We start from the raw sequence: 24,978 nt of genomic DNA on the forward strand, positions 1-24,978 counted from the left end.
GTTCGCTCAGGGCGTGCGTCCGGGGCGCAGGAGTGTCGGTGGCACTCAATAGACTCGAACGGTGTCAATTTCCAAGGTAACGTCCGGGTCCAAGCTCAGTGTCCGCGGTGCGCGTGTGCACAACCTGCACAACGTCGATTTGGAGATCCCCAGGGATTCCCTGGTCGTCTTCACGGGACTGTCCGGTTCGGGCAAGTCCTCACTCGCGTTCGACACCATCTTCGCGGAGGGGCAACGCCGCTACGTCGAGTCGCTCTCCGCGTACGCACGCCAGTTCCTCGGCCAGGTCGACCGGCCGGACGTCGACTTCATTGAGGGGCTCAGCCCCGCCGTCTCGATCGACCAGAAGTCGACCAACCGCAACCCGCGGTCGACGGTCGGCACGATCACCGAGGTCTACGACTACATGCGCCTGCTCTGGGCGCGCATCGGAGTGCCGCACTGCGCCGTCTGCGGCGAGGTCATCCAGGCCCAGACCGTTCAGCAGATCGCCGACCAGCTCATGGAACTTCCGCAGGGCACCCGGTACCAGATCCTGAGCCCGGTCGTCTCCCAGAAGAAGGGCGAGTTCGTCGACCTGTTCAAGGAGCTCGCCGCCGGCGGCTACTCCCGCGCCATGGTCGACGGCACCCAGATCCAGCTCAGCGAACCGCCGACGCTCAAGAAGCAGCTCAAGCACGACATCTCCGTGGTCGTCGACCGCCTCGTCGCGGCGCCGGAACTCCTCAGCCGCCTGACCGACTCCCTCGAGACCGCGCTCAAACTCACCGACGGCATCGTCCAGATCAACTACGTCGACGGGGAGGGTGACGCGGCGTGGCAGAGCTACTCCGAGAAGCTCTCCTGCCCGAACAACCACCCCGTGCAGCTCACCGAGATCGAACCGCGCACCTTCTCCTTCAACGCGCCCTTCGGCGCCTGCCCCGAGTGCTCCGGCCTCGGCACGCGAATGTCCGTCGACCAGGATCTCCTTCTCGGCGACCCTGACCTCAGCATCGCGGAGGGCGTCGTGCTGCCCTGGACCACCCAGGGCAAGGGACTCTTCCAGTACTACGAGAAGCTGCTCGACGGCCTCGCGCACGACCTCGACTTCTCACTCGACACCCCCTGGGGCGAACTCACGCCCGACGTGCAGAATGCCGTGCTCCGCGGCGACAACTTCGAGGTCCGCGTGAAGTGGAAGAACCGCTACGGCCGTGAGATGAGCTACACCTCCGGCTTCGAAGGCGTCGTGCCGTACATCGAACGCCAGTACCTGCAGGCGGAGTCCGACACCCAGCGGGCCCGCTGGGGCGAGTACCTCCGCGAGATCGACTGCCCGGTCTGCTCGGGCACCCGGCTCAAGCCCGAGGTCCTCGCCGTGCTGATCCACGGCTCCAGCATCGCGGATGTCTGCAACCTGAGCCTCGCGGACGCCCGGTCGTTCATGGACCTGCTCGAACTGACCGACCGTGAGGCCATGATCGCGGCCCAGGTCCTCCGCGAGATCAAGGCGCGGCTGGACTTCCTGATCCGGGTCGGCCTCAACTACCTGAACCTGGCCCGCGCAGCCGCGAGCCTCTCCGGCGGAGAGGCCCAGCGCATCCGTCTGGCCACGCAGATCGGCTCCGGGTTGACCGGGGTGCTCTACGTGCTCGACGAGCCGAGCATCGGCCTGCACCAGCGGGACAACCGGCGACTCATCGAGACCCTCGTCGCCCTCCGCGACCTCGGAAACACCCTCATCGTCGTCGAACACGACGAGGACACCATCAAGATGGCCGACTGGATCGTCGACATCGGTCCCGGCGCCGGCGTGAACGGCGGCCACGTCGTGCACTCCGGCTCCTACGCGAGCCTCCTGGAGAACCGGGAGTCGCTCACGGGAGACTACCTCGCCGGCCGCAAGTCGATAGAGACGCCTGAGACGCGCAGGCCGATCGACCCTGACCGCCAGATCAACGTGATCGGGGCGGAGGCGAACAACCTCAAGAAGGTCTCCGTGACGTTCCCGCTCGGCACCTTCACCGCCGTCACCGGCGTGAGCGGCTCCGGAAAGTCCTCCCTCGTCAACGACATCCTCTACCGGGTGCTCGCCAACCGGCTGAACGGCGCCCGCAAGCTCCCCGGCAAGCACACCAGGGTCACCGGGCTCGAGCAGCTGGACAAGGTCATCCACGTCGACCAGGCCCCGATCGGCCGCACCCCTCGGTCCAACCCGGCGACGTACACGGGCGTGTTCGACAAGATCCGCACCCTCTTCTCGGAGACGATCGAGGCGAAGGCGCGGGGCTACCTGCCCGGCCGGTTCAGCTTCAACGTCAAGGGCGGCCGCTGCGAAGCCTGCTCCGGCGACGGCACGATCAAGATCGAGATGAACTTCCTGCCCGACGTCTATGTCGCGTGCGAGGTCTGCGGGGAGCGCGGTACAACCGCGACACCCTCACCGTTCACTACAAGGGCAAGAACATCGCCGAGGTCCTCGACATGCCGATCAGCGAGGCTGCGGAATTCTTCGAGCCGATCTCGGCGATCCACCGCTTCCTGAAGACCCTCGTCGAGGTCGGACTCGGCTATGTGCGCCTCGGCCAGAGCGCCACGACGCTCTCCGGAGGTGAGGCGCAGCGCGTCAAGCTCGCCACCGAACTCCAGCGTCGCTCGAACGGCCGCAGCGTCTACGTGCTCGACGAACCCACGACCGGGCTGCACTTCGAAGACGTGCGCAAGCTCCTGCTGGTGCTCAACAGTCTCGTCGACAAGGGCAACACCGTGATCGTGATCGAGCACAACCTCGACGTGATCAAATCGGCCGACTGGGTGATCGACCTCGGGCCGGAGGGCGGGTCCGGCGGCGGGCGCGTGCTCGCGACCGGAACACCGGAGCACATCGCGACCGTCAAGAAGAGCCACACGGGCACCTTCCTCAAAGAGATCCTGGCGGCGCGCTAAAATTCTGTTCGGCCGGTTTCTGTCCGGCGCGGGGAAGTACCAGGAGAGTTCATGTCGGACGCGTTGAGCTATCGGCCGAAGGCGGGGAGATCCCCACGGTCCCTGGCGTGTACCGCTTTCGCGACGAGACCGGGCGGGTGCTCTACGTCGGCAAGGCCAAGAACCTGCGCGCCCGCCTCAGCAACTACTTCGCGCCGCTCAGCAGCCTGCACGAGCGCACCCGGCGCATGGTCACGACGGCCGCGTCCGTCGAGTGGACCACAGTCGGAACCGAGGTCGAGGCCCTCCAGCTCGAATGGACCTGGATCAACGAGTTCGACCCGCCGTTCAACGTGCAGTTCAAGGACGACAAGTCCTACCCATACCTCGCCGTGACCCTCGCAGACGAGGCGCCGCGCGCCCTCGTCACCCGCACCACCGGCATCCGCGGCGCGCGTTATTTCGGCCCGTACCCCAAGGTCTGGGCCGTTCACGAGACGATCGACCTGATGCTCAAGGCCTTCCCGATCCGCACCTGCAACAACGCCAACTACAAACGCGCCATGCAATCGGGGAAACCGTGTTTCGCCGGCCAGATCGGCCGCTGCTTCGGCCCGTGCTCCCAGAAGGTCTCGATCGAGGAGCACCGCGTCATCGTCGACGAATTCGTGAGTTTCATGGCGAGCCAGGACCGCACCATGATCAACCGACTGACCAACGAGATGAAGGCCGCTGCCCTCGGCCAGCAGTACGAGCTCGCGGCCAAGCGGCGAGACCAGGTCAAGGCGCTCACGAACGTGCTCGAGAAGAGTGCGGTCGTGCTGCGTGACAACGTCGACATCGACCTGTTCGCCGTCGAGGAGGACGAGCTCGCTGCGGCTGTGCAGCTGTTCATCGTGCGCGGCGGCCGGATCCGCGGTGTCCGCGGCTGGGTCGTCGACAAGGAGCTGGACCTGACAACAGGGGAGCTTATCGATTCCCTGCTGCAGACCGCATACTCCAGGGACGCCGTGCCGCCGCGGGAGGTCGTCGTCCCGTTGCTTCCTGACGACTCCGCAGCGCTCGAAGAATGGCTCGGCGGCATCGCCGGGCGCAAGGTGCACCTCGTGGCCGCCCAGCGCGGCGAGAAGGCCGCTCTGCTCGCGACGGCCACCCAGAACGCACGGCAGGCACTGATGCTCTACAAGACCCGCCGCAGCTCCGACTTCGTCGCACGCTCCAAGGCGCTCGAGGACATCCAGGAGGCGCTCGGTATGGACTCGGCGCCGCTCCGAATGGAGTGTTATGACGTCTCGCACCTGAGCGGCACGAACATCGTCGCCTCGATGGTGGTCTTCGAAGACGGGCTTCCACGCACGGACGAATACCGGCGCTTCAGCATCCCGGAGTCCACAGACGACACCGACTCGATCTACCGCACCCTGACCAGGCGCCTCGCCTACCTCGTGCCAGACGACGGCCCTGCAACGGATGCCGGCACGGAGCCCGCACCGGATCCCGCGGGTGCGTCGCCGGACTCGCCGGCCAGACGCAAGAAGTTCCGGTACCAGCCGAACCTCCTGATCGTCGACGGCGGCCAGCCGCAGGTCGCTGCGGCGGCCAGGGCGCTTCGCGAATCCGGGGTCACCGGCATCCAGCTGTGCGGCATCGCCAAGCGCCTCGAGGAGATCTGGCTGCCGGACTCGGACTATCCCGTCATCCTGCCGCGCAACAGCGACGCACTCTTCCTCATCCAGCGGATCCGGGACGAGGCCCACCGCTTCGCGATCACCCACCAGCGCGCCCGCCGCAAACGCGACATCGCAACGGTCCTCGGCGAGATCGCCGGCCTCGGCCCGGCACGGGTCAAAGTGCTGTTGCAGCATTTCGGATCCGTCGCCCGGCTCAAAGAGGCCCCCATCGAGGCAATCGCGGAGGTCCGCGGCATCGGACCAGGCCTCGCGGCGACGATCCACCAGCACTTTCGCGCCTGAAACCGATCTCGGTCGGTAGGCTGGACTGACAGGCCCACCACCGACAGAAGGCGCACCCCCAGGATGACGGAGAACGACAAGCAGGAAATGCTTATCGTCACGGGAATGTCCGGGGCCGGGCGTTCGACAGTGGCCAACGCCCTCGAAGACCTCGGCTGGTACGTCGTCGACAACCTTCCGCCGCAAATGCTGCGCCCGCTCGTCGAACTCGCCGGCAAGGCGGGCACGAGCCTGCCCAAGATCGCCGCCGTCGTGGACATCCGCGGCCGTGACTTCTTCGCGGACTTCCAGGAGATCGTGCAGTCCCTCCGCAACGGCTCCCAGTTGCGCGTGATCTTTCTCGAGGCCAGGGACGACGTCCTCGTGCGGCGTTTCGAGTCCGTGCGCCGTCCGCATCCGCTGCAGGGCGACGGCACCATCCTCGATGGCATCGACGCCGAACGCACCCGGTTGCGCGCCGTCCGTGAATCGTGCGACATGGTCATCGACACGTCCGACCTCAACATCCACCAGCTCGCGACGACCATCAGCGAACGCTTCGCGGCCGAAGATGCCGCAGGCGTGCACGTCACGGTCATGAGTTTCGGCTTCAAGTACGGTCTTCCCACGGATGTCGACATGGTCGCCGATGTCCGCTTCCTGCCGAATCCGTTCTGGGTGCCCGAACTCCGCTCCCACACCGGACAGGACCCCGAAGTGCGGGACTACGTGCTGGCCCAGGAAGGCGCCCTGGACTTCATCGAGCACTACTCCCTGGCGCTCGCACCGGTGCTGGCGGGCTACCAGCGCGAGAACAAACGCCACGCCACCATCGCCATCGGCTGTACGGGCGGCAAGCATCGCTCGGTGGCGATGGCCCGCGAAATCGCTCGCCGGATCGGCGATCTGCCCGGAGTCGCGATAAGCCTCAAGAATCGCGACCTCGGCCGGGAGTAAGACCCCGCCCGGTGCGCCGCCCCGCGGGCTGCGCCGGGCCACACAGACCACAGACCGACCCATTTTGGGGTCAGTACGACAGAATGGACAAACGATTGGCACTCACGGCCGACGTCAAAGATGAACTTGCACGGGTTGACGTGTCGAAGACCACGGTGCGGGCGGCGGAGCTCGCGACGATCCTGCGATTCTCCGGCGGCCTGCACATGATCAACAGCCGGATCGCGATCGAATCCGAGCTCGACACCGCACTCCTCGCCCGCCGGGTGCGGAAGGACCTCGCCGAACTCTACGGCGTCCGCAGCGAAGTCTCCGTGATTTCGGCATCCGGCCTGCGCCGCACCAGCCACTTCCTGGTGCGCGTGCTCGATGGGGAGAAACCCTGGCCAGACAGACCGGCCTGCTCGACGCCCGGCGACGCCCCATCCGTGGTCTGCCGAACCGGCTGACCACGGGGTCCAAGGAAGAGATCGCCGCCGTCTGGCGCGGTGCGTTCCTCGCGAACGGCTCCCTCACCGACCCAGGTCGCTCGGCGGCCCTCGAAGTGACCTGCCCGGGCAACGAGGCCGCGATGGCCCTCGTCGGTACGGCCGGTCGACTCGGCGTCGTCGCCAAGGCCCGTGAGGTGCGGGGCGTGCACCGGGTCGTGATCCGCGACGGCGACGCCATCGGCGCCATGCTCGTGCACATGGGTGCGGCGGAGACCGTGCTCAACTGGGAAGCGCTCCGACAGCGCCGTGAGGTGCGCGCAACGGCCAACCGCCTCGTCAATTTCGACGACGCCAACCTCCGCCGCAGCGCGCAGGCCGCCGTTGCGGCGTGCGCCCGCGTGCAGCGCGCGATGGAAATCCTCGGCAGCGATATTCCGGAACACCTCCGTTACGCAGGCGAGTTGCGCCTCTCGTTCCGCGACTCCAGCCTCGACGAACTGGGCCACCACGCCGATCCGCCCATGACGAAGGACGCCGTCGCCGGACGCATCCGCCGCTTGCTCGCCATGGCGGACAAAAAGGCCGTCGACCTCGGGATCCCCGGAACCGATGCGAACCTTCCGGCTGACCTCGACGATGTTTGAGGCCCCCTCGTCAGCGGGGCACCCTGACCTGAGTAGACTTGAAACGTCGCTTACACACTCGTGGCGGAGTACTTCGCGCCAACTCGACAGAGGAGATATGAATGGCTGAATACACTTTGCCCGCTCTCGCCTATGACTACTCGGCGCTCGCGCCGAGCATCAGCGGCACCATCATGGAACTTCACCACAGCAAGCACCACCAGGCCTACGTGACCGGCGCGAACACCGCCCTCGCGCAGCTTGCGGAAGCTCGCGACTCCGGCCAGCTGGCCAACGTCAACAAGCTTGAAAAAGACCTCGCCTTCAACCTCGGCGGTCACGTCAACCACTCCATCTTCTGGACCAACCTCTCCCCGGACGGCGGCGACAAGCCCACAGGCGAGCTTGCGAGCGCCATCGAGGACTTCTTCGGTTCCTTCGACAAGTTCCAGGCGCACTTCACGGCGGCAGCCCTCGGTGTGCAGGGATCCGGCTGGGCGGTGCTCGCCTGGGATTCGATCGGGCAGCGCCTGATCATCCAGCAGTTCTTCGACCAGCAGTCGAACTTCGCAGCCGGCACGATTCCGGTACTCATGCTCGACGTCTGGGAGCACGCGTACTACCTCGACTATCGCAACGTGCGTGCGGACTACGTGAAGGCATTCTGGAACATCGTCAACTGGGCGAACGTCCAGGACCGATTCACGATCGCTCGCGAAAAGACCAACGGGCTTCTGCTGCTCTCATAGCGCAGCCGTAGGACGGGCCCCGTGAGGGGCCCGTCCCCCGTGTATTTCACCCACAAGAAACCGCGCTTCGGCGCACAAGATTAGGAGACATTCGTGTCTGTAAAGATCGCTATCAATGGCTTTGGCCGCATTGGCCGCAATTATCTTCGCGCCGCCCTGGCGCAGGGCAGCGACATCGAGATCGTCGCCGTCAACGACCTGACCGACACGAAGACGTTGGCCCACCTTCTTAAATATGACTCCATCACCGGACGCCTGAACGCCACCGTTTCCGTCGAGGGCGACTCCATCCTCGTCAACGGCAAGCCGATTAAGGTTCTCGCCGAGCGCGACCCGGCCAACCTTCCCTGGGGCGCCCTGGGCGTCGACATCGTCATCGAGTCCACCGGCCGCTTCACCAAGGCAGAGGATGCGCGCAAGCACATCACCGCAGGCGCCAAGAAGGTCATCGTTTCCGCTCCCGCCTCAGGCGACGCAGCGACGATCGTCATGGGTGTCAACGAGCAGGACTACGACCCGGCCAAGTTCGACATCATCTCCAACGCGTCCTGCACCACGAACTGCCTCGCGCCCTTGGCCAAGGTCTTCAACGACAACTTCGGCATCAAGTCCGGCCTGATGACGACGATCCACGCGTACACCGCCGACCAGAACCTCCAGGACGGCCCGCACTCCGACCTGCGTCGCGCCCGCGCCGCAGCCATCAACATCATCCCGACCTCGACCGGTGCGGCCAAGGCCCTCGGCATCGTCCTCCCCGAGCTCAAGGGCAAGCTTGACGGCTTCGCACTGCGCGTTCCGGTTCCCACCGGTTCCATCACCGACCTCACCGTCATCGCGGAGCGCCCCGTCACGATCGAAGCGATCAAGGCTGCCTACAAGGCTGCTGCGGAGTCCGGTCCCCTCAAGGGCATCCTGATGTACACGGAGGACGAGATCGTCTCCAGCGACATCGTGACGGACCCGCACTCCTCGATCTTCGACGCCGGCCTGCTGCGCGTCATCGGCGACCAGGTCAAGCTGTCGTCCTGGTACGACAACGAGTGGGGCTACTCCAACCGCATGGTTGACCTCACCGCGCTCGTCGCCAAGAGCCTGTAGCAGGGGCCCGCAGTGACGCTTCGTACAATCGAATCGCTGGGGCTGCTCACCGGAAAACGCGTCATCGTCCGCTGTGACCTGAACGTGCCGTTGAAAGACGGCGAGATCACGGACGATGGTCGCGTTCGCGCGTCCCTCCCGACCATCAAGGCGCTGCTCGAACAGGGCGCCCGCGTGGTCATCGTCTCCCACCTCGGACGGCCGAAGGGTGCACCGGAAGAGAAGTACAGCCTCGCGCCCGTCGCAGTGCGCCTTGCGCAACTGCTCGGACACGACGTCGCCTTCGCGACCGACACCGTCGGTGACGCCGCAAAGGCCGCCGTCGGCGCGCTGTCCAACGGCGACGTCGTCGTGCTCGAAAACCTCCGGTTCAACCCGGGGGAGACGAGCAAGGTCGACGCAGAGCGGGTCGCCTTCGCGACCGAGCTCGCCGCCCTCGGCGACGTCCTCGTGTCCGACGGCTTCGGCGTCGTTCACCGCAAGCAGGCAAGCGTGTACGACCTGGCAGCAATCCTGCCGAGCGCTGCCGGCCTGCTGATCGCTGCCGAGCTCGACGTGCTCGACCGTCTCACCGAAAAGCCGGAGGCGCCGTACACGGTCGTCCTCGGCGGCTCGAAGGTCTCGGACAAGCTCGGCGTGATCGGTCACCTCCTGCCGCGGGTCAACTCGCTGCTGATCGGTGGCGGAATGCTCTTCACCTTCCTCGCAGCTCAGGGCCACAAGGTGGGCGCAAGCCTGCTCGAGGCCGACCAGATCGAAACCGTTCGCGGTTACCTGGTCGAGGCCGAGCGCCTGGGCGTGAAGATCGTCCTGCCGACGGATGTCGTCGTCGCCTCCAAATTCGGAGCTGACGCCGAGCACGTGGTCACCGCTGCCGACTCGATCGAGGACACCGCATTCGGTGCCACCGGTCTGGGCCTCGACATCGGACCGGACACGGCGGCGGCATTCGCCGCGATCATCCGCGCATCGAAGACGGTGTTCTGGAACGGCCCCATGGGCGTGTTCGAGCTCGCACCGTTTGCTGAGGGCACCCGTGTGGTGGCCGCCGCACTCACAGAGGTTGACGGTCTCAGCGTCGTCGGAGGTGGCGATTCCGCCGCCGCCGTGCGCACGCTCGGATTCACGGACGACCAGTTCGGTCACATTTCTACCGGTGGCGGCGCGAGCCTTGAGTTCCTCGAAGGCAAGCGTCTCCCAGGACTGGAGGTCCTCGGATGGCAGTAAACACTCAGCGCACCCCGCTGATTGCAGGCAATTGGAAGATGAACCTGGATCACCTCCAGGCCATCGCGTTCGTGCAGAAGCTCGCCTGGAACCTCAAGGACGCCAAGCACGACTTCGCGGCCGTCGAGGTTGCGGTGTTCCCGCCGTTCACCGACCTTCGCTCCGTGCAGACGCTCGTGTCAGCCGACAAGCTGCCCGTCGTCTTCGGCGCGCAGGACGTCTCGGCGCACGATTCCGGCGCCTTCACGGGTGAGATCTCCGGCGCGTTCCTCGCTCAGCTCGAGTGCACGTACGTGCTCATCGGGCACTCCGAGCGTCGCACGCTGCACGGTGAGAACGACGAGGAGGTGGCCGCGAAGGTCACCGCCGCCGTCAAGCACGGACTCGTTCCGATCATCTGCGTCGGCGAGACCGCCGCGGACCTGGAACTGCACGGTCCGAGCGCCGTCCCTGTCGCCCAGCTGCGCACCGCACTGTCCGGCATCGACAGCGCGGCCGACATCGTAGTGGCATACGAGCCCGTGTGGGCCATCGGCTCCGGCCAGGCGGCAACGCCTGAGCAGGCCGAACAGGTCGCAGCCCAGCTGCGCCTGGTCCTCAGCGAGACCCTCGGACAGGATGTGGCCGACAAGACCCGCATCCTCTACGGCGGTTCCGTGAAGGGCGTCAACATCGCGGGCTACATGCGCGAACCCAACGTCGACGGAGCGCTCGTCGGCGGGGCAAGCCTGGATATCGACGAGTTCTCGAGCATCGTCCGATTCCAGAAGCACGTGGGCGTCTAGCCCGAAGTTCCACCTGATATCACCGCTCCAGCCCGCCACCCCGACCAGGGGAGGCGGGCTGGTTCGTCAGTCAGGCTATGATGATCACTGATCCCGGTGGAGAAACTCCACCATTCTGAAAGGTTTCGCGTGCAGATTCTCCAGGTCGTGTTGCAGGTTGTCCTCGGACTGACGAGCCTCCTGCTCACCATGCTCATCCTCCTGCACAAGGGCCGTGGTGGTGGCCTCTCCGATATGTTCGGTGGCGGCGTCACCTCGAACCTCGGCGCCTCCGGCGTTGCGGAACGAAACCTCAATCGCATCACCGTGATCCTCGCCGTCCTCTGGATCGCGTGCATCGTCGTCCTGGGCCTCATCACCAAGTTCGACACGGCACTGTAACTCCCTCACCCCCTTCGCTTTTCCCACACCCGTGGCCGTGCGGCCACAAGCACAATCGCCTTTCATGGAGGAACACAATGGCATCTGGTGGCAGCGCAATTCGTGGATCCAGGGTCGGAGCCGGCCCCATGGGGGAGCAGGACCGCGGTTTCCAGGCGGACCGGATCCGCGTCTCCTACTGGGACGCTCTCGGCAACGAGACCGTCCGCTACTTCGCGGCGAACCTGCCCGATGATGAAATCCCCGAGACGATCGACTGCCCGTCCTCTGGGCTTCCGGCCGGCCGCGACAAGGAGAACCCGCCGTCCGTCGTGAAGCTCGAACCGTACAAGACGCACCTCGCCTACGTGAAGGAGCGCCGCACGGAAGAGGAAGCGGACTCCCTTCTCGAGGAAGCCCTGCTGCAGCTGCGCATTCGCCGCGGCAAGCTCTCCGCCACCAACTAGCTCCGGTCCTTTCGTCCATCGGACACGAAAAAGCCCCGACCTCGGTCGGGGCTTCTTCGTGCGCGAACGGTGTCAGAACGACGACGCGGTCAGGTTCTCCGGTACCTCTGCGGCCGCTTCCCGGTCCACGAAGAAGTTCGTGTAGCGGCGCCCCTTGATGCCCGCAACAGGAACCTCGTCCCTGCTGGCACCGGCGAGTGCGAGCCCGAGGGCGGATGCCTTGTCCGGCCCTGCGAGGACCAGCCAGATGCAGCGCGACGAGTTCAGGGCAGGGCGGCTCAGGGTGAGCCGTTCGGCCGGGGGCTTGGGGGAGTTGCGCACCGTGAGCACGCTCGCGGTGTCCTCGCGGATTCCCGGGAGGTGCGGGAACAGCGAGGCGATGTGCCCGTCCGGGCCGACGCCGAGGAAGGTGATATCGAAGCGCGGCAGCACGGTTCCGTCGTTCGAGGCTGCTTCGAGCTCCTCCGCATAGGCCGCTCCGGCCGCGTCGAGGTCGAGCGGTCCGTCGGAGGACGCAAACGGGTGGATGTTCTCCGCGGGGATGTCGAGGTGGTCGAGGAGTGCGGTACGGGCCTGGAGTTCGTTGCGTTCCGGGTCGGCGTACGGCAACCAGCGTTCGTCGCCCCACCAGAAGTTCACGTGCTCCCAGTCGACGGTGTCCCTGGCCGCGGAAGCGTTGACAGCGTCGAGCACCTCTGTCGCGACGCTTCCCCCGGTGAGGACGACATGGATGTCGCCCTCCTCGTGGAGGAGGTCGACCGCGGTGGTGATGAATCGTGCCGCGACCGATGCGGCGAGGGCCGCCCGGTCTGCATGCACTAGTACGCGTCGTTCGTGTGTCACGGTCGTCCTCCGGTTTTGTCTGCAACCGCGTCCAGGTTCGGCAGTCCGCGGGTGATCACTTCACCATACAACTCGTCGGGATCGAGCCGGCGAAGCTCGTCGCTGAGGCAATCCCGGAGGCTGCGGCGCTTGAGGGTGAGGTCCTGCACGGGCTGGCCGGGCTGGGTGAGGGTTGCGATGCCCGGCAGTTCACGCTCGAGCGAGATCACACCGGATGCACGGGTGAAGTGCACGCCGTGGATTCCGCTCGCTTTGGCCCCACCGGTGAACTCGTAGTCGACGTCCACGGCGAGCTGGAGCTGCAGCCAGGCGGCGAGCAGCGTCGTCGAGGGGGAGTCGGCCGCGCCGGAGACCTGGACGGCTGTGACGGCCTCGTACGGCGGCTGGTCGAGAACGGCGGCGAGCTGTGCCCGCCAGAGCGTGAGCCGCGTCCAGGCGAAGTCGGTGTCGCCGGGGCGGTACGAGGAGCACAGCCGGTGCAGGGCGGCCTGCGGGTCCGGCTGGGCGGAGGAATCCGTGATCCGCCGGTAAGCGAGGCGCCCGAGCGGAGAGTCCGCCGGGATGACGGGGGCGACGCCCGGCCACCACGTCACGACGGGGGCATCGGGCAGCAGGAGGCCTGTGACCAGGCTCTCCGGGTCGCTCGCGGCTTCGCCGTACGCGCGCAGCACGATGACTTCGCTCGCCCCGGCGTCTCCGCCGACGCGGATCTCCGCGTCGACCTTCGCGTCGACGGGGGTCTCCGATTCGGTTTCTTCCTGGGTGGAGACGACGATGACGCGCATCGGATGTTCACGGGATGCGTCGTTTGCGGCCTCGATGGCCTCCTCCTCGCGTCCCATGGTCGACGCGATGATCAGGGTCAGCACCCGGCCGAGGGCGACGGCGCCGCCCTCTTCCCGGATGCGGACGAGGGCCTTCGAGATCTTCGAGGTGTTCGTGTCTGGCAGATCGACGATCATGGGCGCCTCCATTGACGGCCGTCCCTGGCCAAGAGCTCGTCCGCGGACGAGGGGCCCCAGGTTCCGGGGCGGTACTGTTCGGGCTGGCCCTGCTCGGACCAGAACTTCTCGACCGGGTCGAGGATCTTCCACGAGAGTTCGACCTCTTCGTGACGGGGGAACAACGGCGGGTCGCCGAGGAGCACGTCGAGGATCAACCGTTCGTACGCCTCCGGGCTCGCCTCGGTGAAGGCATGGCCATAGCCGAAGTCCATCGTGACGTCGCGCACCTGCATGCCGACGCCGGGGACCTTGGAGCCGAATCGGATCGTGACGCCCTCGTCGGGCTGCACCCGGATCACGAGTGCATTGGATCCGAGGGCAGCCGTGTTCTCCTTGGCGAACAGATGCTGGGGGCGCGCTTGAACACGACAGCGATCTCGGTCACCCTGCGGCCGAGTCGCTTGCCTGCCCGCAGATAGAACGGCACGCCGGACCAGCGGCGCGTCTCGATGGTGAGGCGCAGCGCCGCGTAGGTTTCCGTGAGCGACTCCGGGTCCATTCCGTCCTCTTCGAGGAATCCGAGAACCTTCTCACCGCCCTGCCAACCGCCGGCGTACTGGCCGCGGGCGGTTCCGGTCGCGAGGTTGTCCGGGAGCCGGACGGATGCGAGGACCTTCTCCTTCTCGGTGCGCAGGTCGGCCGCGTCGAAGGAGATGGGCTCCTCCATCGCCGTGAGGGCGAGGAGCTGCAGGAGGTGGTTCTGGATCACGTCCCTGGCGGCACCGATTCCGTCGTAGTAGCCCGCGCGTCCTCCGACGCCGATGTCCTCGGCCATCGTGATCTGCACGTGGTCGACGTTGTTCGAGTTCCAGATCGGTTCGTAGAGCTGGTTCGCGAAGCGCAGCGCGAGGATGTTCTGCACCGTCTCCTTGCCCAGATAGTGGTCGATCCGGAACACGGAGTCGGGCGGGAACACGGATTCGACGACGTCGTTGAGCTCACGGGCGGTTTTCAGGTCGCTGCCGAAGGGCTTTTCGATCACGACACGACGCCACTGGCCGTCCTTCTGCTCGGCGAGGCCGGACCGGCGCAACTGGCCGACGACCTGCGGGAACGCCTTCGGCGGGATCGACAGGTAGAACGCATGGTTGCCCATCGTGCCCCGCTCGCGGTCGAGCTCGGCGATGGTGTCCTTGAGCCGTTCGAAGGAGTCGTCGTCGTCGAAGGTGCCCTGCACGAAGCGGATGCCCTCGGAGAGCTGGGCCCAGACATCCTCGTTGAACTCGGTGCGGGCATACTGCTTGACCGAGTCGTGGACCACTTGGGAGAAGTCCTCGTCGTCCCAGTCGCGCCTCGCGAAGCCGACGAGGGCGAATCCGGGCGGAAGGAGTCCGCGGTTGGCGAGGTCGTAGACCGCGGGCATGAGTTTCTTCCGGGACAGGTCGCCGGTTACGCCGAAGATCACGAGGCTCGAGGGCCCCGCGATGCGATTCAGACGGTAATCAGAGGACGACCGCAGCGGATTGAACTCCGGGGTGATTTCCACCGGGGACATGCAACTCCTTTTCTGTGGCAACGAGGCCCGCCGGAGCAGGCCCCGCTGCAGGGGACGACTTCTACTTGAGGGCGCCGAACAGGGCGGCGATATTCGCCGCGGGGTCGGTGAGAGTGAGGGTGAGCACCGGACGGCCGTGCTGAGCGAGAACACTCGCGTCGCCGCTGGCCTGCGCCTGAATGAGTTCGCCGAAGGTGAACGGACGATCCGGAATCGACAGGTCCTCCTGTGCGGTCGCGAGGATCTGCAGGAACACACCGGATGGCTGACCGCCCTTGTGGAGCTGGCCGGTCGAGTGCAGGAACCGGGGGCCCCAGCCGAATGTGACGGGACGTTTCGAGAGCTTCGCGACCAGGTCACGGATGCCGGCGAGCTGTGGCAGCTCAAGGCGGTTCACGTAGGCCTGGACGGAGACGTACCCGTCGGGGCCGAGCTCCTCGAGGAGCGCGTCGATCGCTGAGGCGAGGTCGCTCGCCGCGCCGATGACGTGTGCGGTGCCGCGCACCTCGATGCCGTCGGAGATGAACGCCGCGGGCGCCGGCTCGGGTCGGCCGTCGAGCAGCGCGCGGGTGGCGACCTTGGCTGCCTCCACGTCCGGTTGGTCGAAGGGGTTGATCCCGAGCAGCCGTCCAGCGACCACGGTGGCGTATTCCCAGACCAGGAATTGTGCGCCGAGGGTGCCGCTCACGCGGATCTCATCGGTGCCGTCCGCGGGAAAGATCGTGGTGCCCGCGTCCTCGACGAGGCGCAGGACCTGCAGGTCCGGGAGGTTCTCGGTGAGTTCGGGGGCGCCGAGCTCGAGGACAACGGGGAGGATTCCGGTGCCGATCTTGCCGGTCGACTCCGCGATGAGCTGTTCCGCCCAGTCAGGGAACCCGACGATGTGGGTGCCGTCTGCGACGAGCGCGAGCTTGTCACGCCGTGGCTCCGTCGCAGCGATCGCGGCGCCGAGGATGAGCCCGGGGTTTTCCGGGCTGTCGACCGCGAGCGCGAGCGAAACGGCCTCCGCCTCGTCGAGCAGCTCACCGATGTCGACGCCGGCGAGTCCCGATGGAACCAGCCCGAACGCGGTGAGCACGGAGAAACGTCCTCCCACGGTCGGGTCCGCGTTGAAGACGCGGTAACCGGCCGCCCGAGCGGAGGTGTCGAGCGGCGAACCGGGGTCGGTCACGACGACGATGCGGCCGATGGGGTCGATGCCGGCTTCCCGGAAGGCGCGTTCGAACACGCGACACTGGCTGTCGGTCTCCGCGGTCGACCCGGACTTCGAGGAGACGACCAGCGCCGTCTCCGCGAGGTGGTCGTCGAGGGCCGCGAGTACCTGGCCGGGGTCGGTCGAGTCGAGCACGGTCAACGCGACGCCGGCCGTGCGGGTGATGACCTCCGGTGCGAGCGAGGAACCGCCCATGCCGGCGAGCGCGATCCGGGTGACACCGGCCGAGGCCAGGGTCGCCCGGAGAGCGAGGATCTCCGGGACGAGCGGGCGTGAAACGGCAACGGACTCGGTCCAGCCGAGACGCTTGGCCGCCTCGGACTCGGCCTCAGGGCCCCACAGTGCGGGGTCGAGGGCCGTGATCCCCGAGGCGACCAGGTCGGACACCAGGGTGGGAACGGTTCGGCGTGCCGCATCGGCCGCCGCCCCGGTCACCGCGATGCGGAAACTCACAGGGCCGACGGGGCTTCCGCGTTGTTCTTGGCTGCGTCCAGGGCAACCGTCACGGTGTCGAGGAGTTCGTTCCAGGAAATGATGAACTTCGCAACGCCCTCGGACTCGAGGACCTGCGTGACGTCGACGTAGGAAACGCCTTCGTTCGCAAGGGCGTCGAGGACAGCGTTCGCCTCGTCGTATGCGCCCGTGATCGAGTCCGCCGGGATGACCCCGTGGTCGAAGGTCGCGTCGAGGGTCTTCTCCGGCATGGTGTTGACGACCTCGGGCGCGACGAGGTTCGTCACGTAGAGGGTGTCGGGGAGCGCTGCATCCTTGACGCCCGTCGACGCCCAGAGCGGACGCTGCTTGTTGGCGCCGGCCGCGAGGAGGCCGAGGGCGCGCTCGGTGGAGAAGGCCTGCTGGAAGACCTCGTATGCGAGCTGCGCGTTCGCGACGCCGGCCTTGCTCTTGAGGGCGATCGCCGTCTCGGTGCCGATGGCCTCGAGGCGCTGGTTGATCTCGGTGTCCACGCGGGAGACGAAGAAGGACGCGACGGAGTGGATCGTGCTCAGGTCGATCCCGGCGGCCTTGGCCTTTTCGAGGCCGGACAGGTACGCGTTGATGACCTCGCGGTGACGCTGCAGGCTGAAGATCAGGGTGACGTTCACGCTGATGCCGAGGGCGATCGTCGCGGTGATGGCCTCGAGGCCCTCGATGGTCGCGGGGATCTTGATCATGGCGTTGGGGCGGTTGACCTTGGCCCACAGCTCCTGGGCCTGGGCGACGGTTCCGGCGGCGTCGTGGGCGAGGCCGGGCTCGACCTCGATCGAGACGCGGCCGTCGACACCGTTGGTGCGGTCGTAGACGGGACGGAAGATGTCGCTCGCTGCGGTGACGTCGTCGGTCGTGATCTCGAAGACGGCTTCCTGCACGGTCGCGCCGGACGCGGCGAGGGCGGCGACCTGGTCGACGTAGGCTTCGCCCTTGCTGAGCGCGCCGGCGAAGATGGTCGGGTTCGTCGTGACGCCGACGACGTTCCTGGTGTCGATGAGGTCCTGCAGCCCGCCGGAGGCGATGCGCTGGCGGGAGAGGTCGTCGAGCCAGATGCTGACGCCGGCGGCGGAGAGCTCGGCGGTGGGGGTGGTATCGGTCATGGGAACAATCTCCTTGTGATACATGGTGTGTGACGTGTGCGGGAGTCGGGCGGGGAGCTCAGCGTTGCCGCAGGTTCCCCGCCCGGCGGGGAGCTCAGTGAGCGGCGAGCGAGTCCTTCGCGGCGGCGACGACGGCCTCGGTGGTGATTCCGAATTCACGGAACAGCGTCTTGTAATCTGCGGAGGCGCCGAAGTGCTCGATCGAGATGCTGCGGCCGCGGTCGCCGACGTAGCGGTCCCAGGTCAGCGCGATACCGGCCTCGACGGACACGCGGGCGGTGATGCCGGCGGGCAGCACGGACTCGCGGTACTCCGCTGTCTGCTCCCGGAACCACTCGAGGCTCGGCGCAGACACGACGCGGGCGTTGATGCCCTCGGACGCGAGCGCCGCACGGGCGTTCACGGCCAGCTGGACCTCGGAACCCGTGGCGATCAGGATGACGTCGGGGGTGCCGTTCGGCGCTTCGGCGAGAATGTACGCGCCCTTGGCGACGTTGCGGGCGGAGGCGAAGACCTCGCCGCTCGCGTCGCCGTCGCCGCGCTCGAACACGGGGATGTTCTGGCGGGTGAGGACGATGCCCGCGGGGCCTTCGCGGCGCTCGAGGATCGTCTTCCACGCCCAGGAGACCTCGTTGGCGTCGCCGGGGCGCACGACGTCGAGCCCGGGGATGGCGCGGAGGGTCGCGAGCTGCTCGACCGGCTGGTGGGTCGGGCCGTCCTCGCCGAGGGCGACGGAGTCGTGGGTCCAGACGAAGATCGACGGCGCCTTCATCAGCGCAGCGAGGCGAACGGCCGGGCGCATGTAGTCGCTGAAGATCAGGAAGGTGCCACCGAACGGGCGGGTGTTGCCGTGCAGCACGATGCCGTTCAGGATCGCGCCCATCGCGTGCTCGCGGATCCCGAAGTGCAGGACGCGGCCGTACTCGTTGCCGGTCCACTCGTGGGTCGAGTGCTCGGCCGGAATGAAGGACCGGGCACCGCCGATGGTGGTGTTGTTCGACTCGGCGAGGTCGGCGGAACCGCCCCAGAGCTCGGGGATCACGGCGCCGAGCGCGGTGAGGACCTTGCCGGAAGCTGCACGGGTGGAGACCTCGGTGCCGGCCTCGAAGACGGGCAGCGCGGCATCCACGCCCTCGGGCAGGTCGCCGGCCAGGATCCGGTCGAGGAGGACCTTGCCGTCCGGGTTCGCGGCGGCCCAGGCGTCGAACTGCACCGTCCACCGGGCATGCTCGTCGGAGCCGCGGGTGAGCGCCTCGCGGGTGTGCTCGATGACATCGGGGGCGACGAAGAAGTTCTCGGCCGGATCGAAGCCGAGGACCTCCTTCACGGCTGCGAGTTCCGCGGCGCCGAGCGCCGAGCCGTGGATCTTGCCGGTGTTCTGCTTCTTCGGGCTCGGCCAGCCGATGATCGTCTTGAGGATGATCAGCGACGGCTTGTCCGTGACGGCCTTCGCCGCGTCGATCGCGTCGTTGAGAGCGTGGAGGTCTTCGACGTATTCGCCGGTCTTCTTCCAGTCCACGGTCTGCACGTGCCAGTGGTAGGCCTCGTACCGGGCGGCGACGTCTTCGGTGAAGGCGATGTTGGTGTCGTCCTCGATCGAGATCTGGTTGGAGTCGTAGATCGCGATCAGGTTGCCGAGCTGCTGGTGGCCGGCGAGGGAGGATGCCTCGCTCGTGATGCCCTCCTGCATGTCGCCGTCGCCCGCGATGACGTAGACGAAGTGGTCGAAGGGGCTCTCGCCCGCCGCGGTCTCAGGGTCGAACAGTCCGCGTTCGAAGCGGGACGCGTATGCGAAGCCGACGGCGGACGCGAGGCCCTGGCCGAGCGGGCCCGTCGTGATCTCGACACCGTCGGTGTGGCCGTATTCCGGGTGACCGGGGGTCTTGGAACCCCAGGTGCGGAGAGCCTTGAGGTCGTCGAGCTCGAGGCCGTAACCGCCCAGGTAGAGCTGGACGTACTGGGTCAGGGAGCTGTGGCCGACCGAGAGAATGAAGCGGTCGCGGCCGATCCATTCATTGTCAGAGGGATCGCGGCGCATGACCTTCTGGAAGAGAAGGTATGCGACGGGGGCGAGGCTCATCGCCGTGCCCGGGTGGCCGTTCCCGACCTTCTCCACGGCGTCCGCCGCGAGAATGCGAGCCGTGTCGACCGCCCTGTTGTCAATCGAATCCCACTGCAGTGCTGCCACTTCGTAGTTACCCTTCGTCAAGCTAGGGCAGGCCTTGGAAACCCGCACCCGTTGGATTGAGCGCGCCCGTGGACATCGACGTCATCCGGCGCGGCAGGCGAATGCCCATTTTCCAGGACGCACCGACACGCGCCATGATTGGCGAGCACCCCCAAGTATAGGCAGTCGGCATGGCCGGGTGAGGTTGACCGGCGTAAAGCTGAACGATCCTCGAATGGGCTTCCGCCCGGCCGGGACTGGTTAGACTCAATCCACTATGCAGATCTCCCAGGACGCGACCCCCGCGGGCGTGCAGGCGCCCGGCGGCAGGGGAGCGCGAGGCTTCCGTCGGACCTTCCTCGCCTACCTCTCCCTGACCAAGCCGCGGGTCGTCGAACTGTTACTCGTTGTGACAGCGCCGACCATGCTGCTCGCCGAACGCGGGATTCCGAGCCTGTGGCTCGTGCTCGCGACCCTCATCGGCGGGGCGCTCAGCGCAGGATCCGCCGGCGCGTTCAACTGCTACATCGACCGCGACATCGATCGCGTGATGAAGCGCACGATGAACCGGCCGCTCGTCACCGGCGAGCTCAGCGACCGGGAGGCCCTCGTCTTCGCGTGGGTGCTCGGTGCCGCGTCGATCGTGTGGCTCCTGGTCTTCACGAACTGGGTCGCCGCGGCTCTCTCGCTCGGCGCAATCCTGCTATACGTCGTTTTCTACACGATCATCCTCAAGCGCCGCACCGCCCAGAACATCGTCTGGGGCGGAATCGCCGGCTGCATGCCCGTACTGATCGGCTGGGCCGCCGTCACCGGCGACCTGTCCTGGCCGCCGCTGATCCTGTTCGCGATCATCTTCCTGTGGACCCCGCCGCACTACTGGCCGCTCTCCATGAAATACCGCGCCGAGTACCAGGCCGCCGGCGTCCCGATGCTCGCCGTCGTGCGCGGACGCGCCCAGGTCGGCCTCCAGGTCATCCTCTACGCGTGGGCGACCGTCGCGTGCTCACTGCTCCTGATCCCGGTCGCTTCGATGGGCCTGCTCTATACCGGGGTCGCGCTCGTCACCGGCGGCTGGTTCATCTACGAGACCCACCGCCTGTACAACCTCGCTATCCGTCACGAGGTGGTCTCGCCGATGCGGGTGTTCCACGGTTCGATCACGTACCTGACACTGCTCTTCGTCGCCGTGGGCGTCGACCCGTTGCTCCCCTTCTAGGTCGCGCGGGGGCTTCCCAGCAGAGCCGGGTGCGTCAGCGTGCGGTTGCCTGGTGCGGAACCGGGGGAGTGGCGTCGACGGGCTGCGCCACCGGCTCTTTGAGGTGCAGTACGACGGCGGTCATCGCGGCCGCGAGTACGCACGCGAGGACCATGTGGATTCCGACGAGGCCGGTCGGTAGTCCGGTGTTCGCCTGAACGAGCCCCACGACGACCTGGACGGCCTCGACACCGAGCAGGGCCAGGGTCCAGGTGCGGAGCGACCGGCCGAGGCCCCAGGCGCCGATGACGAGGGCGATGGTGAGCGCGACGGTCAGGTAGGCGGGCCAGCTGTGCACGTGCTGCAGGAACTCCGAGTCGAGCCCGTTTCGCGGTGCGTTCTCGTCACCGGCGTGCGGCCCGGAACCGGTCGTAAGGATGCCGACGACGATTGTGACGGCGACCACGGCGCTCGTCACATGCGTGAGGATCGCGTACCAGCGGGGCACGACGGCAGCCCGCTGGCCGTTGCCGGTGTAGACCCGGTAGACGAAGGCCGTGCAGAGCGCCACGAGCACTGCGGAGATGACGAAGTGCAGTCCGACGACGGTGGGGTCGAGCTGCGTGAGCACGCTGATGCCCCCGATGACCGCCTGGGCGGGGATGCCGAGCCCGGCGAACAGGGCGAGGCGGAACAGGTCGGGGCGTTCGCGACGCAGCCGCACGACGGCGAGGAAGGCAAGGACCGCGACGAGGCCGAGTACGGCACCGAGCAGGCGGTTGCCGAACTCGATGACGCCGTGGATGCCCATCTCCGGCGTGTTGACGAGCGAACCGTCGGTGCATTTCGGCCAGGTCGGGCAACCGAGCCCTGAGCCTGTCAGGCGGACGAGGCCGCCCGTGCCGACGAGGAGGATCTGCGCGGCGAGGTACACCCACGCGATCAGGCGGACCCTTCGGTCAACGCTCGTGGGCAGCCATTCCGAAATCCGTTTCACGGGTTCTGCTTCCTCTCGGGCCTGGTGCATGTGAAATCGCCGGGTCCGGCCACTTAACGCATCGGGAACCTGTAGAATTAGGTGTTTCTGGGCGGTGATCACGCGGTTGTACAAACCGCGGTTCGACACCTCGCCGCCTCTAATCATCTTAGGTACGCAACGTAGCCGCCCACGCAACCCGTTCATCGCACGTCTTCGCCTGGAGCCGTGCGGGAATGACCGGACTAATATCCGGGTTGTCGTGGATGGGAGAAGAGGTAAATATGTCTGACGTCCTGCTCGACCGACCCGAACTCGCGGGCCTGGGAACGTACGAATTCGGCTGGTCCGATTCCGACGCGGCCGGCGCATCCGCCCGCCGTGGCGTCTCGCCAGAGGTCGTGACCGACATCTCGAAGCTCAAGAACGAGCCGGACTGGATGCTGCAGCGCCGGCTCAAGGCCCTCGAACTGTTCGAGCGCAAGCCGATGCCCACGTGGGGCGCCGACCTGTCCGGAATCGACTTCGACAACATCAAGTACTTCGTGCGTTCAACGGAGAAGCAGGCCCAGACCTGGGAAGACCTGCCTGACGACATCAAGAAGACCTACGAGAAGCTCGGCATCCCCGAGGCGGAGCGCCAGCGCCTCGTCTCCGGCGTCGCGGCCCAGTACGAGTCAGAGGTCGTCTACCACCAGATCAATGAGGAGCTCGAAGCCCAGGGCGTCATCTTCATGGACACGGACACCGCGCTCAAGGAATACCCCGAGGTCTTCAAGGAGTACTTCGGCACCGTGATCCCCTCCGGTGACAACAAGTTCGCCGCGCTCAACACCTCGGTCTGGTCTGGCGGCTCCTTCGTCTACGTTCCGCCCGGCGTGCACGTCGAGATCCCGCTCCAGGCGTACTTCCGGATCAACACGGAGAACATGGGCCAGTTCGAGCGCACGCTCATCATCGCCGACGAGGGCAGCTACGTGCACTACATCGAGGGCTGCACCGCCCCGATCTACTCGTCGGACTCGCTGCACTCCGCCGTCGTCGAGATCATCGTGAAGAAGAACGCCCGAGTTCGGTACACGACGATCCAGAACTGGTCGAACAACGTCTACAACCTCGTCACGAAGCGCGCAACAGCCGCAGAGGGCGCGACCATGGAATGGATCGACGGCAACATCGGCTCCAAGGTCACCATGAAGTACCCGTCGATCTACCTGATGGGCGAGCACGCCAAGGGCGAAACCCTGTCCGTGGCCTTCGCCGGTCCCGGCCAGCATCAGGACGCCGGCGCCAAGATGATCCACATGGCCCCGTACACGCAGTCCTCGATCGTGTCCAAGTCCATCGCCCGCGGCGGCGGCCGCTCGGGGTACCGCGGTGAAGTCCGGGTGGATGCCGGTGCGCACCACTCCGCGAACACCGTGCGCTGCGACGCGCTGCTCGTCGACACCCAGTCCCGCTCCGACACCTACCCGTCCATCGACATCCGTGTCGACGACGTGCAGCTCGGCCATGAGGCCACCGTCTCCCGCGTCAGCGAGGAGCAGTTGTTCTACCTGATGAGCCGCGGTATGCCCGAGGACGAGGCCATGGCCATGATCGTCAGAGGATTCATCGAACCGATCGCACGGGAGCTCCCGATGGAGTACGCCCTCGAACTCAACAAGCTCATCGAAATGGGCATGGAAGGATCCGTCGGCTAAATGTCCGCCGCCCCGACTTCAACAACAGCAGCACTGCCCACCAGCGAACAGCACGGCATCAAGGCGCACTCGGACGGACGCTTCGGCTTCGTCCCCGTGCAGACCAGGAACGACCGCTTCAAGAGCGTCGACGTCGCCGACTTCGCCCCCGTCACGGGGCGCGAGGCCGTATGGAAGCTCTCACCGGTCGCCAAGTTCACCGACCTCACGGCCGGCGAGCTCGACGGCGCAGCCTACGACGTCGACTCGACCCCGACCGACGGTGTCGCGATCGACTGGGTCGGGCGCGATGACGCCCGCATCGGTTCGGTCGGCGCCCCGGAGGAACGAGCCGCCGCCAACGCCTGGACGAGCTTCGAGAAGGCCCTGGCCATCACCGTCACCGGTGAAGAGGACAAGGAGATCACGATCACCCGGGCCCGTCTCGGCACCGGCCCGCGCGGCGCCCACACGATCATCGAGGCCAGGCCGTTCAGCCGGGCGACGATCATCCTCGAGAACACCGGCGACGCACGCCTCACCGAAAACCTCGAGATCATCGTCGGCGAATCCGCGCACCTCACGGTCGTCACGCTGCAGGAGTGGAACACCGGTGCCGTTCAGCTGGCCAACCACTTCGCATCCGTCGGCCGCGACGCCTACCTCAAGCACGTCGTCGTGTCCCTCGGCGGCAGCATCGTGCGGGTCAACCCCTCGGTGCGCCTCGCCGGTCCCGGCTCCGACACCGACCTCTACGGTCTCTACTTCGCGGATGCCGGCCAGCACCTCGAACAGCAGGTGTACGTGCACCACGACGCCGCGAACAGCCGCAGCCGGGTGACCTACAAGGGCGCCCTGCAGGGCGCAGGCGCTCGGACGGTCTGGATCGGCGACGTCCTGATCGGGCGCAATGCTCCCGGAACCGACAGCTACGAACAGAACCGCAACCTCGTGCTGACCGAAGGCACCCGCGCGGACTCGATCCCGAACCTCGAGATCGAGACGGGTGACATCAAGGGCGCCGGGCACGCGAGTGCGACCGGCCGCTTCGACGATGAGCAGCTGTTCTATCTGCAGTCCCGCGGAATCACGGAAGACGAGGCCCGGCGACTCGTCGTGCGCGGCTTCCTGAGCGAGATCGTGCAGCACATCGGATCCCAACCGCTCGAAGACCGCCTCCAGGCGGCCATCGAAGCCGAACTGCGCAGCACCGACGAGGTCCGCGCACCCGCAACAACCAAGGAGAACTGAC

The 24,978-nt window shown here is 66.7% G+C and carries 16 protein-coding genes and 4 pseudogenes; 13 read left to right on the forward strand and 7 right to left on the reverse strand.

Annotated elements, in window-relative coordinates; all coding sequences use genetic code 11:
• Positions 1-61: 61 nt before the first annotated feature.
• The 10 genes and pseudogenes from uvrA (at position 62) to RGU41_RS06290 (ending at position 11,559) form a co-directional block, all read left to right on the forward strand.
• Positions 62-2,928 (forward strand): annotated as a pseudogene (gene uvrA / locus RGU41_RS06245) (excinuclease ABC subunit UvrA).
• Between the two features lie 51 nt (positions 2,929-2,979).
• Positions 2,980-4,880: pseudogene (gene uvrC / locus RGU41_RS06250) on the forward strand (excinuclease ABC subunit UvrC).
• 63 nt (positions 4,881-4,943) lie between these two features.
• Positions 4,944-5,816, forward strand: a complete 873-nt coding sequence (gene rapZ / locus RGU41_RS06255) for an RNase adapter RapZ (protein WP_134448696.1) — start codon at positions 4,944-4,946, stop codon at positions 5,814-5,816.
• Between the two features lie 95 nt (positions 5,817-5,911).
• Positions 5,912-6,891: pseudogene (whiA, locus tag RGU41_RS06260) on the forward strand (DNA-binding protein WhiA).
• A 101-nt stretch (positions 6,892-6,992) separates the two neighbouring features.
• Positions 6,993-7,619, forward strand: coding sequence for a superoxide dismutase (locus RGU41_RS06265; RefSeq protein ID WP_134561132.1), 627 nt, complete (start codon positions 6,993-6,995; stop codon positions 7,617-7,619).
• A 93-nt stretch (positions 7,620-7,712) separates the two neighbouring features.
• Positions 7,713-8,720, forward strand: coding sequence for a type I glyceraldehyde-3-phosphate dehydrogenase (gene gap / locus RGU41_RS06270; RefSeq protein WP_322135804.1), 1,008 nt, complete (start codon positions 7,713-7,715; stop codon positions 8,718-8,720).
• Between the two features lie 12 nt (positions 8,721-8,732).
• Positions 8,733-9,947: a phosphoglycerate kinase gene (locus tag RGU41_RS06275; protein ID WP_134448693.1), complete on the forward strand. Its 1,215-nt coding sequence runs from the start codon at positions 8,733-8,735 to the stop codon at positions 9,945-9,947.
• A complete protein-coding gene (gene tpiA / locus RGU41_RS06280; RefSeq protein ID WP_134448692.1) occupies positions 9,938-10,732 on the forward strand; it encodes a triose-phosphate isomerase in 795 nt (264 codons plus the stop codon). The genes RGU41_RS06275 and tpiA overlap by 10 nt, the downstream gene beginning before the upstream one ends.
• Before the next feature lie 129 nt (positions 10,733-10,861).
• The gene (gene secG / locus RGU41_RS06285) at positions 10,862-11,113 is read left to right on the forward strand and encodes a preprotein translocase subunit SecG (protein WP_134448691.1); all 252 of its coding nucleotides are present in this window, start codon (positions 10,862-10,864) and stop codon (positions 11,111-11,113) included.
• A gap of 77 nt (positions 11,114-11,190) precedes the next feature.
• Positions 11,191-11,559: an RNA polymerase-binding protein RbpA gene (locus RGU41_RS06290; protein ID WP_134560126.1), complete on the forward strand. Its 369-nt coding sequence runs from the start codon at positions 11,191-11,193 to the stop codon at positions 11,557-11,559.
• 72 nt (positions 11,560-11,631) lie between these two features.
• Here the strand turns inward: RGU41_RS06290 and pgl are convergent, their stop codons facing one another.
• The 6 genes and pseudogenes from pgl to tkt all read right to left on the reverse strand — a co-directional run bounded on the left by pgl (position 11,632) and on the right by tkt (position 19,891).
• The gene (gene pgl, locus RGU41_RS06295; RefSeq protein WP_134448689.1) at positions 11,632-12,402 is read right to left on the reverse strand and encodes a 6-phosphogluconolactonase; all 771 of its coding nucleotides are present in this window, start codon (positions 12,400-12,402) and stop codon (positions 11,632-11,634) included.
• Entirely contained in the window at positions 12,399-13,364 is a 966-nt protein-coding gene (locus RGU41_RS06300) for a glucose-6-phosphate dehydrogenase assembly protein OpcA (RefSeq protein ID WP_134448688.1), read from the reverse strand. Before RGU41_RS06300 ends, pgl begins: the two co-directional genes overlap by 4 nt.
• Positions 13,361-14,901: pseudogene (gene zwf, locus RGU41_RS06305) on the reverse strand (glucose-6-phosphate dehydrogenase). The gene RGU41_RS06300 and the pseudogene zwf overlap by 4 nt, the downstream one beginning before the upstream one ends.
• A gap of 61 nt (positions 14,902-14,962) precedes the next feature.
• Positions 14,963-16,567 (reverse strand): glucose-6-phosphate isomerase, encoded by a 1,605-nt coding sequence (locus tag RGU41_RS06310; RefSeq protein ID WP_134448686.1) that lies wholly within the window; start codon positions 16,565-16,567, stop codon positions 14,963-14,965.
• Entirely contained in the window at positions 16,564-17,703 is a 1,140-nt protein-coding gene (gene tal / locus RGU41_RS06315; protein ID WP_134448685.1) for a transaldolase, read from the reverse strand. The genes RGU41_RS06310 and tal overlap by 4 nt, the downstream gene beginning before the upstream one ends.
• Before the next feature lie 94 nt (positions 17,704-17,797).
• Positions 17,798-19,891 (reverse strand): transketolase, encoded by a 2,094-nt coding sequence (gene tkt / locus RGU41_RS06320; RefSeq protein WP_134448684.1) that lies wholly within the window; start codon positions 19,889-19,891, stop codon positions 17,798-17,800.
• A gap of 256 nt (positions 19,892-20,147) precedes the next feature.
• Here tkt and RGU41_RS06325 point away from each other — a divergent pair, with 256 nt between their 5' ends.
• Positions 20,148-21,089 carry a heme o synthase gene (locus RGU41_RS06325; protein ID WP_134448683.1) on the forward strand — a complete coding sequence of 314 codons (942 nt, stop codon included), beginning with the start codon at positions 20,148-20,150 and terminating at the stop codon, positions 21,087-21,089.
• 34 nt (positions 21,090-21,123) lie between these two features.
• Here the strand turns inward: RGU41_RS06325 and RGU41_RS06330 are convergent, their stop codons facing one another.
• Positions 21,124-22,065, reverse strand: a complete 942-nt coding sequence (locus RGU41_RS06330; RefSeq protein WP_134560127.1) for a COX15/CtaA family protein — start codon at positions 22,063-22,065, stop codon at positions 21,124-21,126.
• A gap of 263 nt (positions 22,066-22,328) precedes the next feature.
• Between RGU41_RS06330 and sufB the strand changes: the two genes are divergently transcribed.
• Together sufB and sufD are read left to right on the forward strand one after the other, a co-directional pair.
• A complete protein-coding gene (gene sufB, locus RGU41_RS06335; protein ID WP_134448681.1) occupies positions 22,329-23,747 on the forward strand; it encodes a Fe-S cluster assembly protein SufB in 1,419 nt (472 codons plus the stop codon).
• Positions 23,748-24,977 (forward strand): Fe-S cluster assembly protein SufD, encoded by a 1,230-nt coding sequence (sufD, locus tag RGU41_RS06340; RefSeq protein ID WP_134560129.1) that lies wholly within the window; start codon positions 23,748-23,750, stop codon positions 24,975-24,977. It begins immediately after the preceding gene.
• The last annotated feature ends 1 nt before the right edge of the window (position 24,978 follow it).

It is taken from the genome of Cryobacterium sp. 10C3, assembly GCF_034314285.1.
In the GTDB taxonomy this organism is placed as follows: domain Bacteria; phylum Actinomycetota; class Actinomycetes; order Actinomycetales; family Microbacteriaceae; genus Cryobacterium; species Cryobacterium glucosi.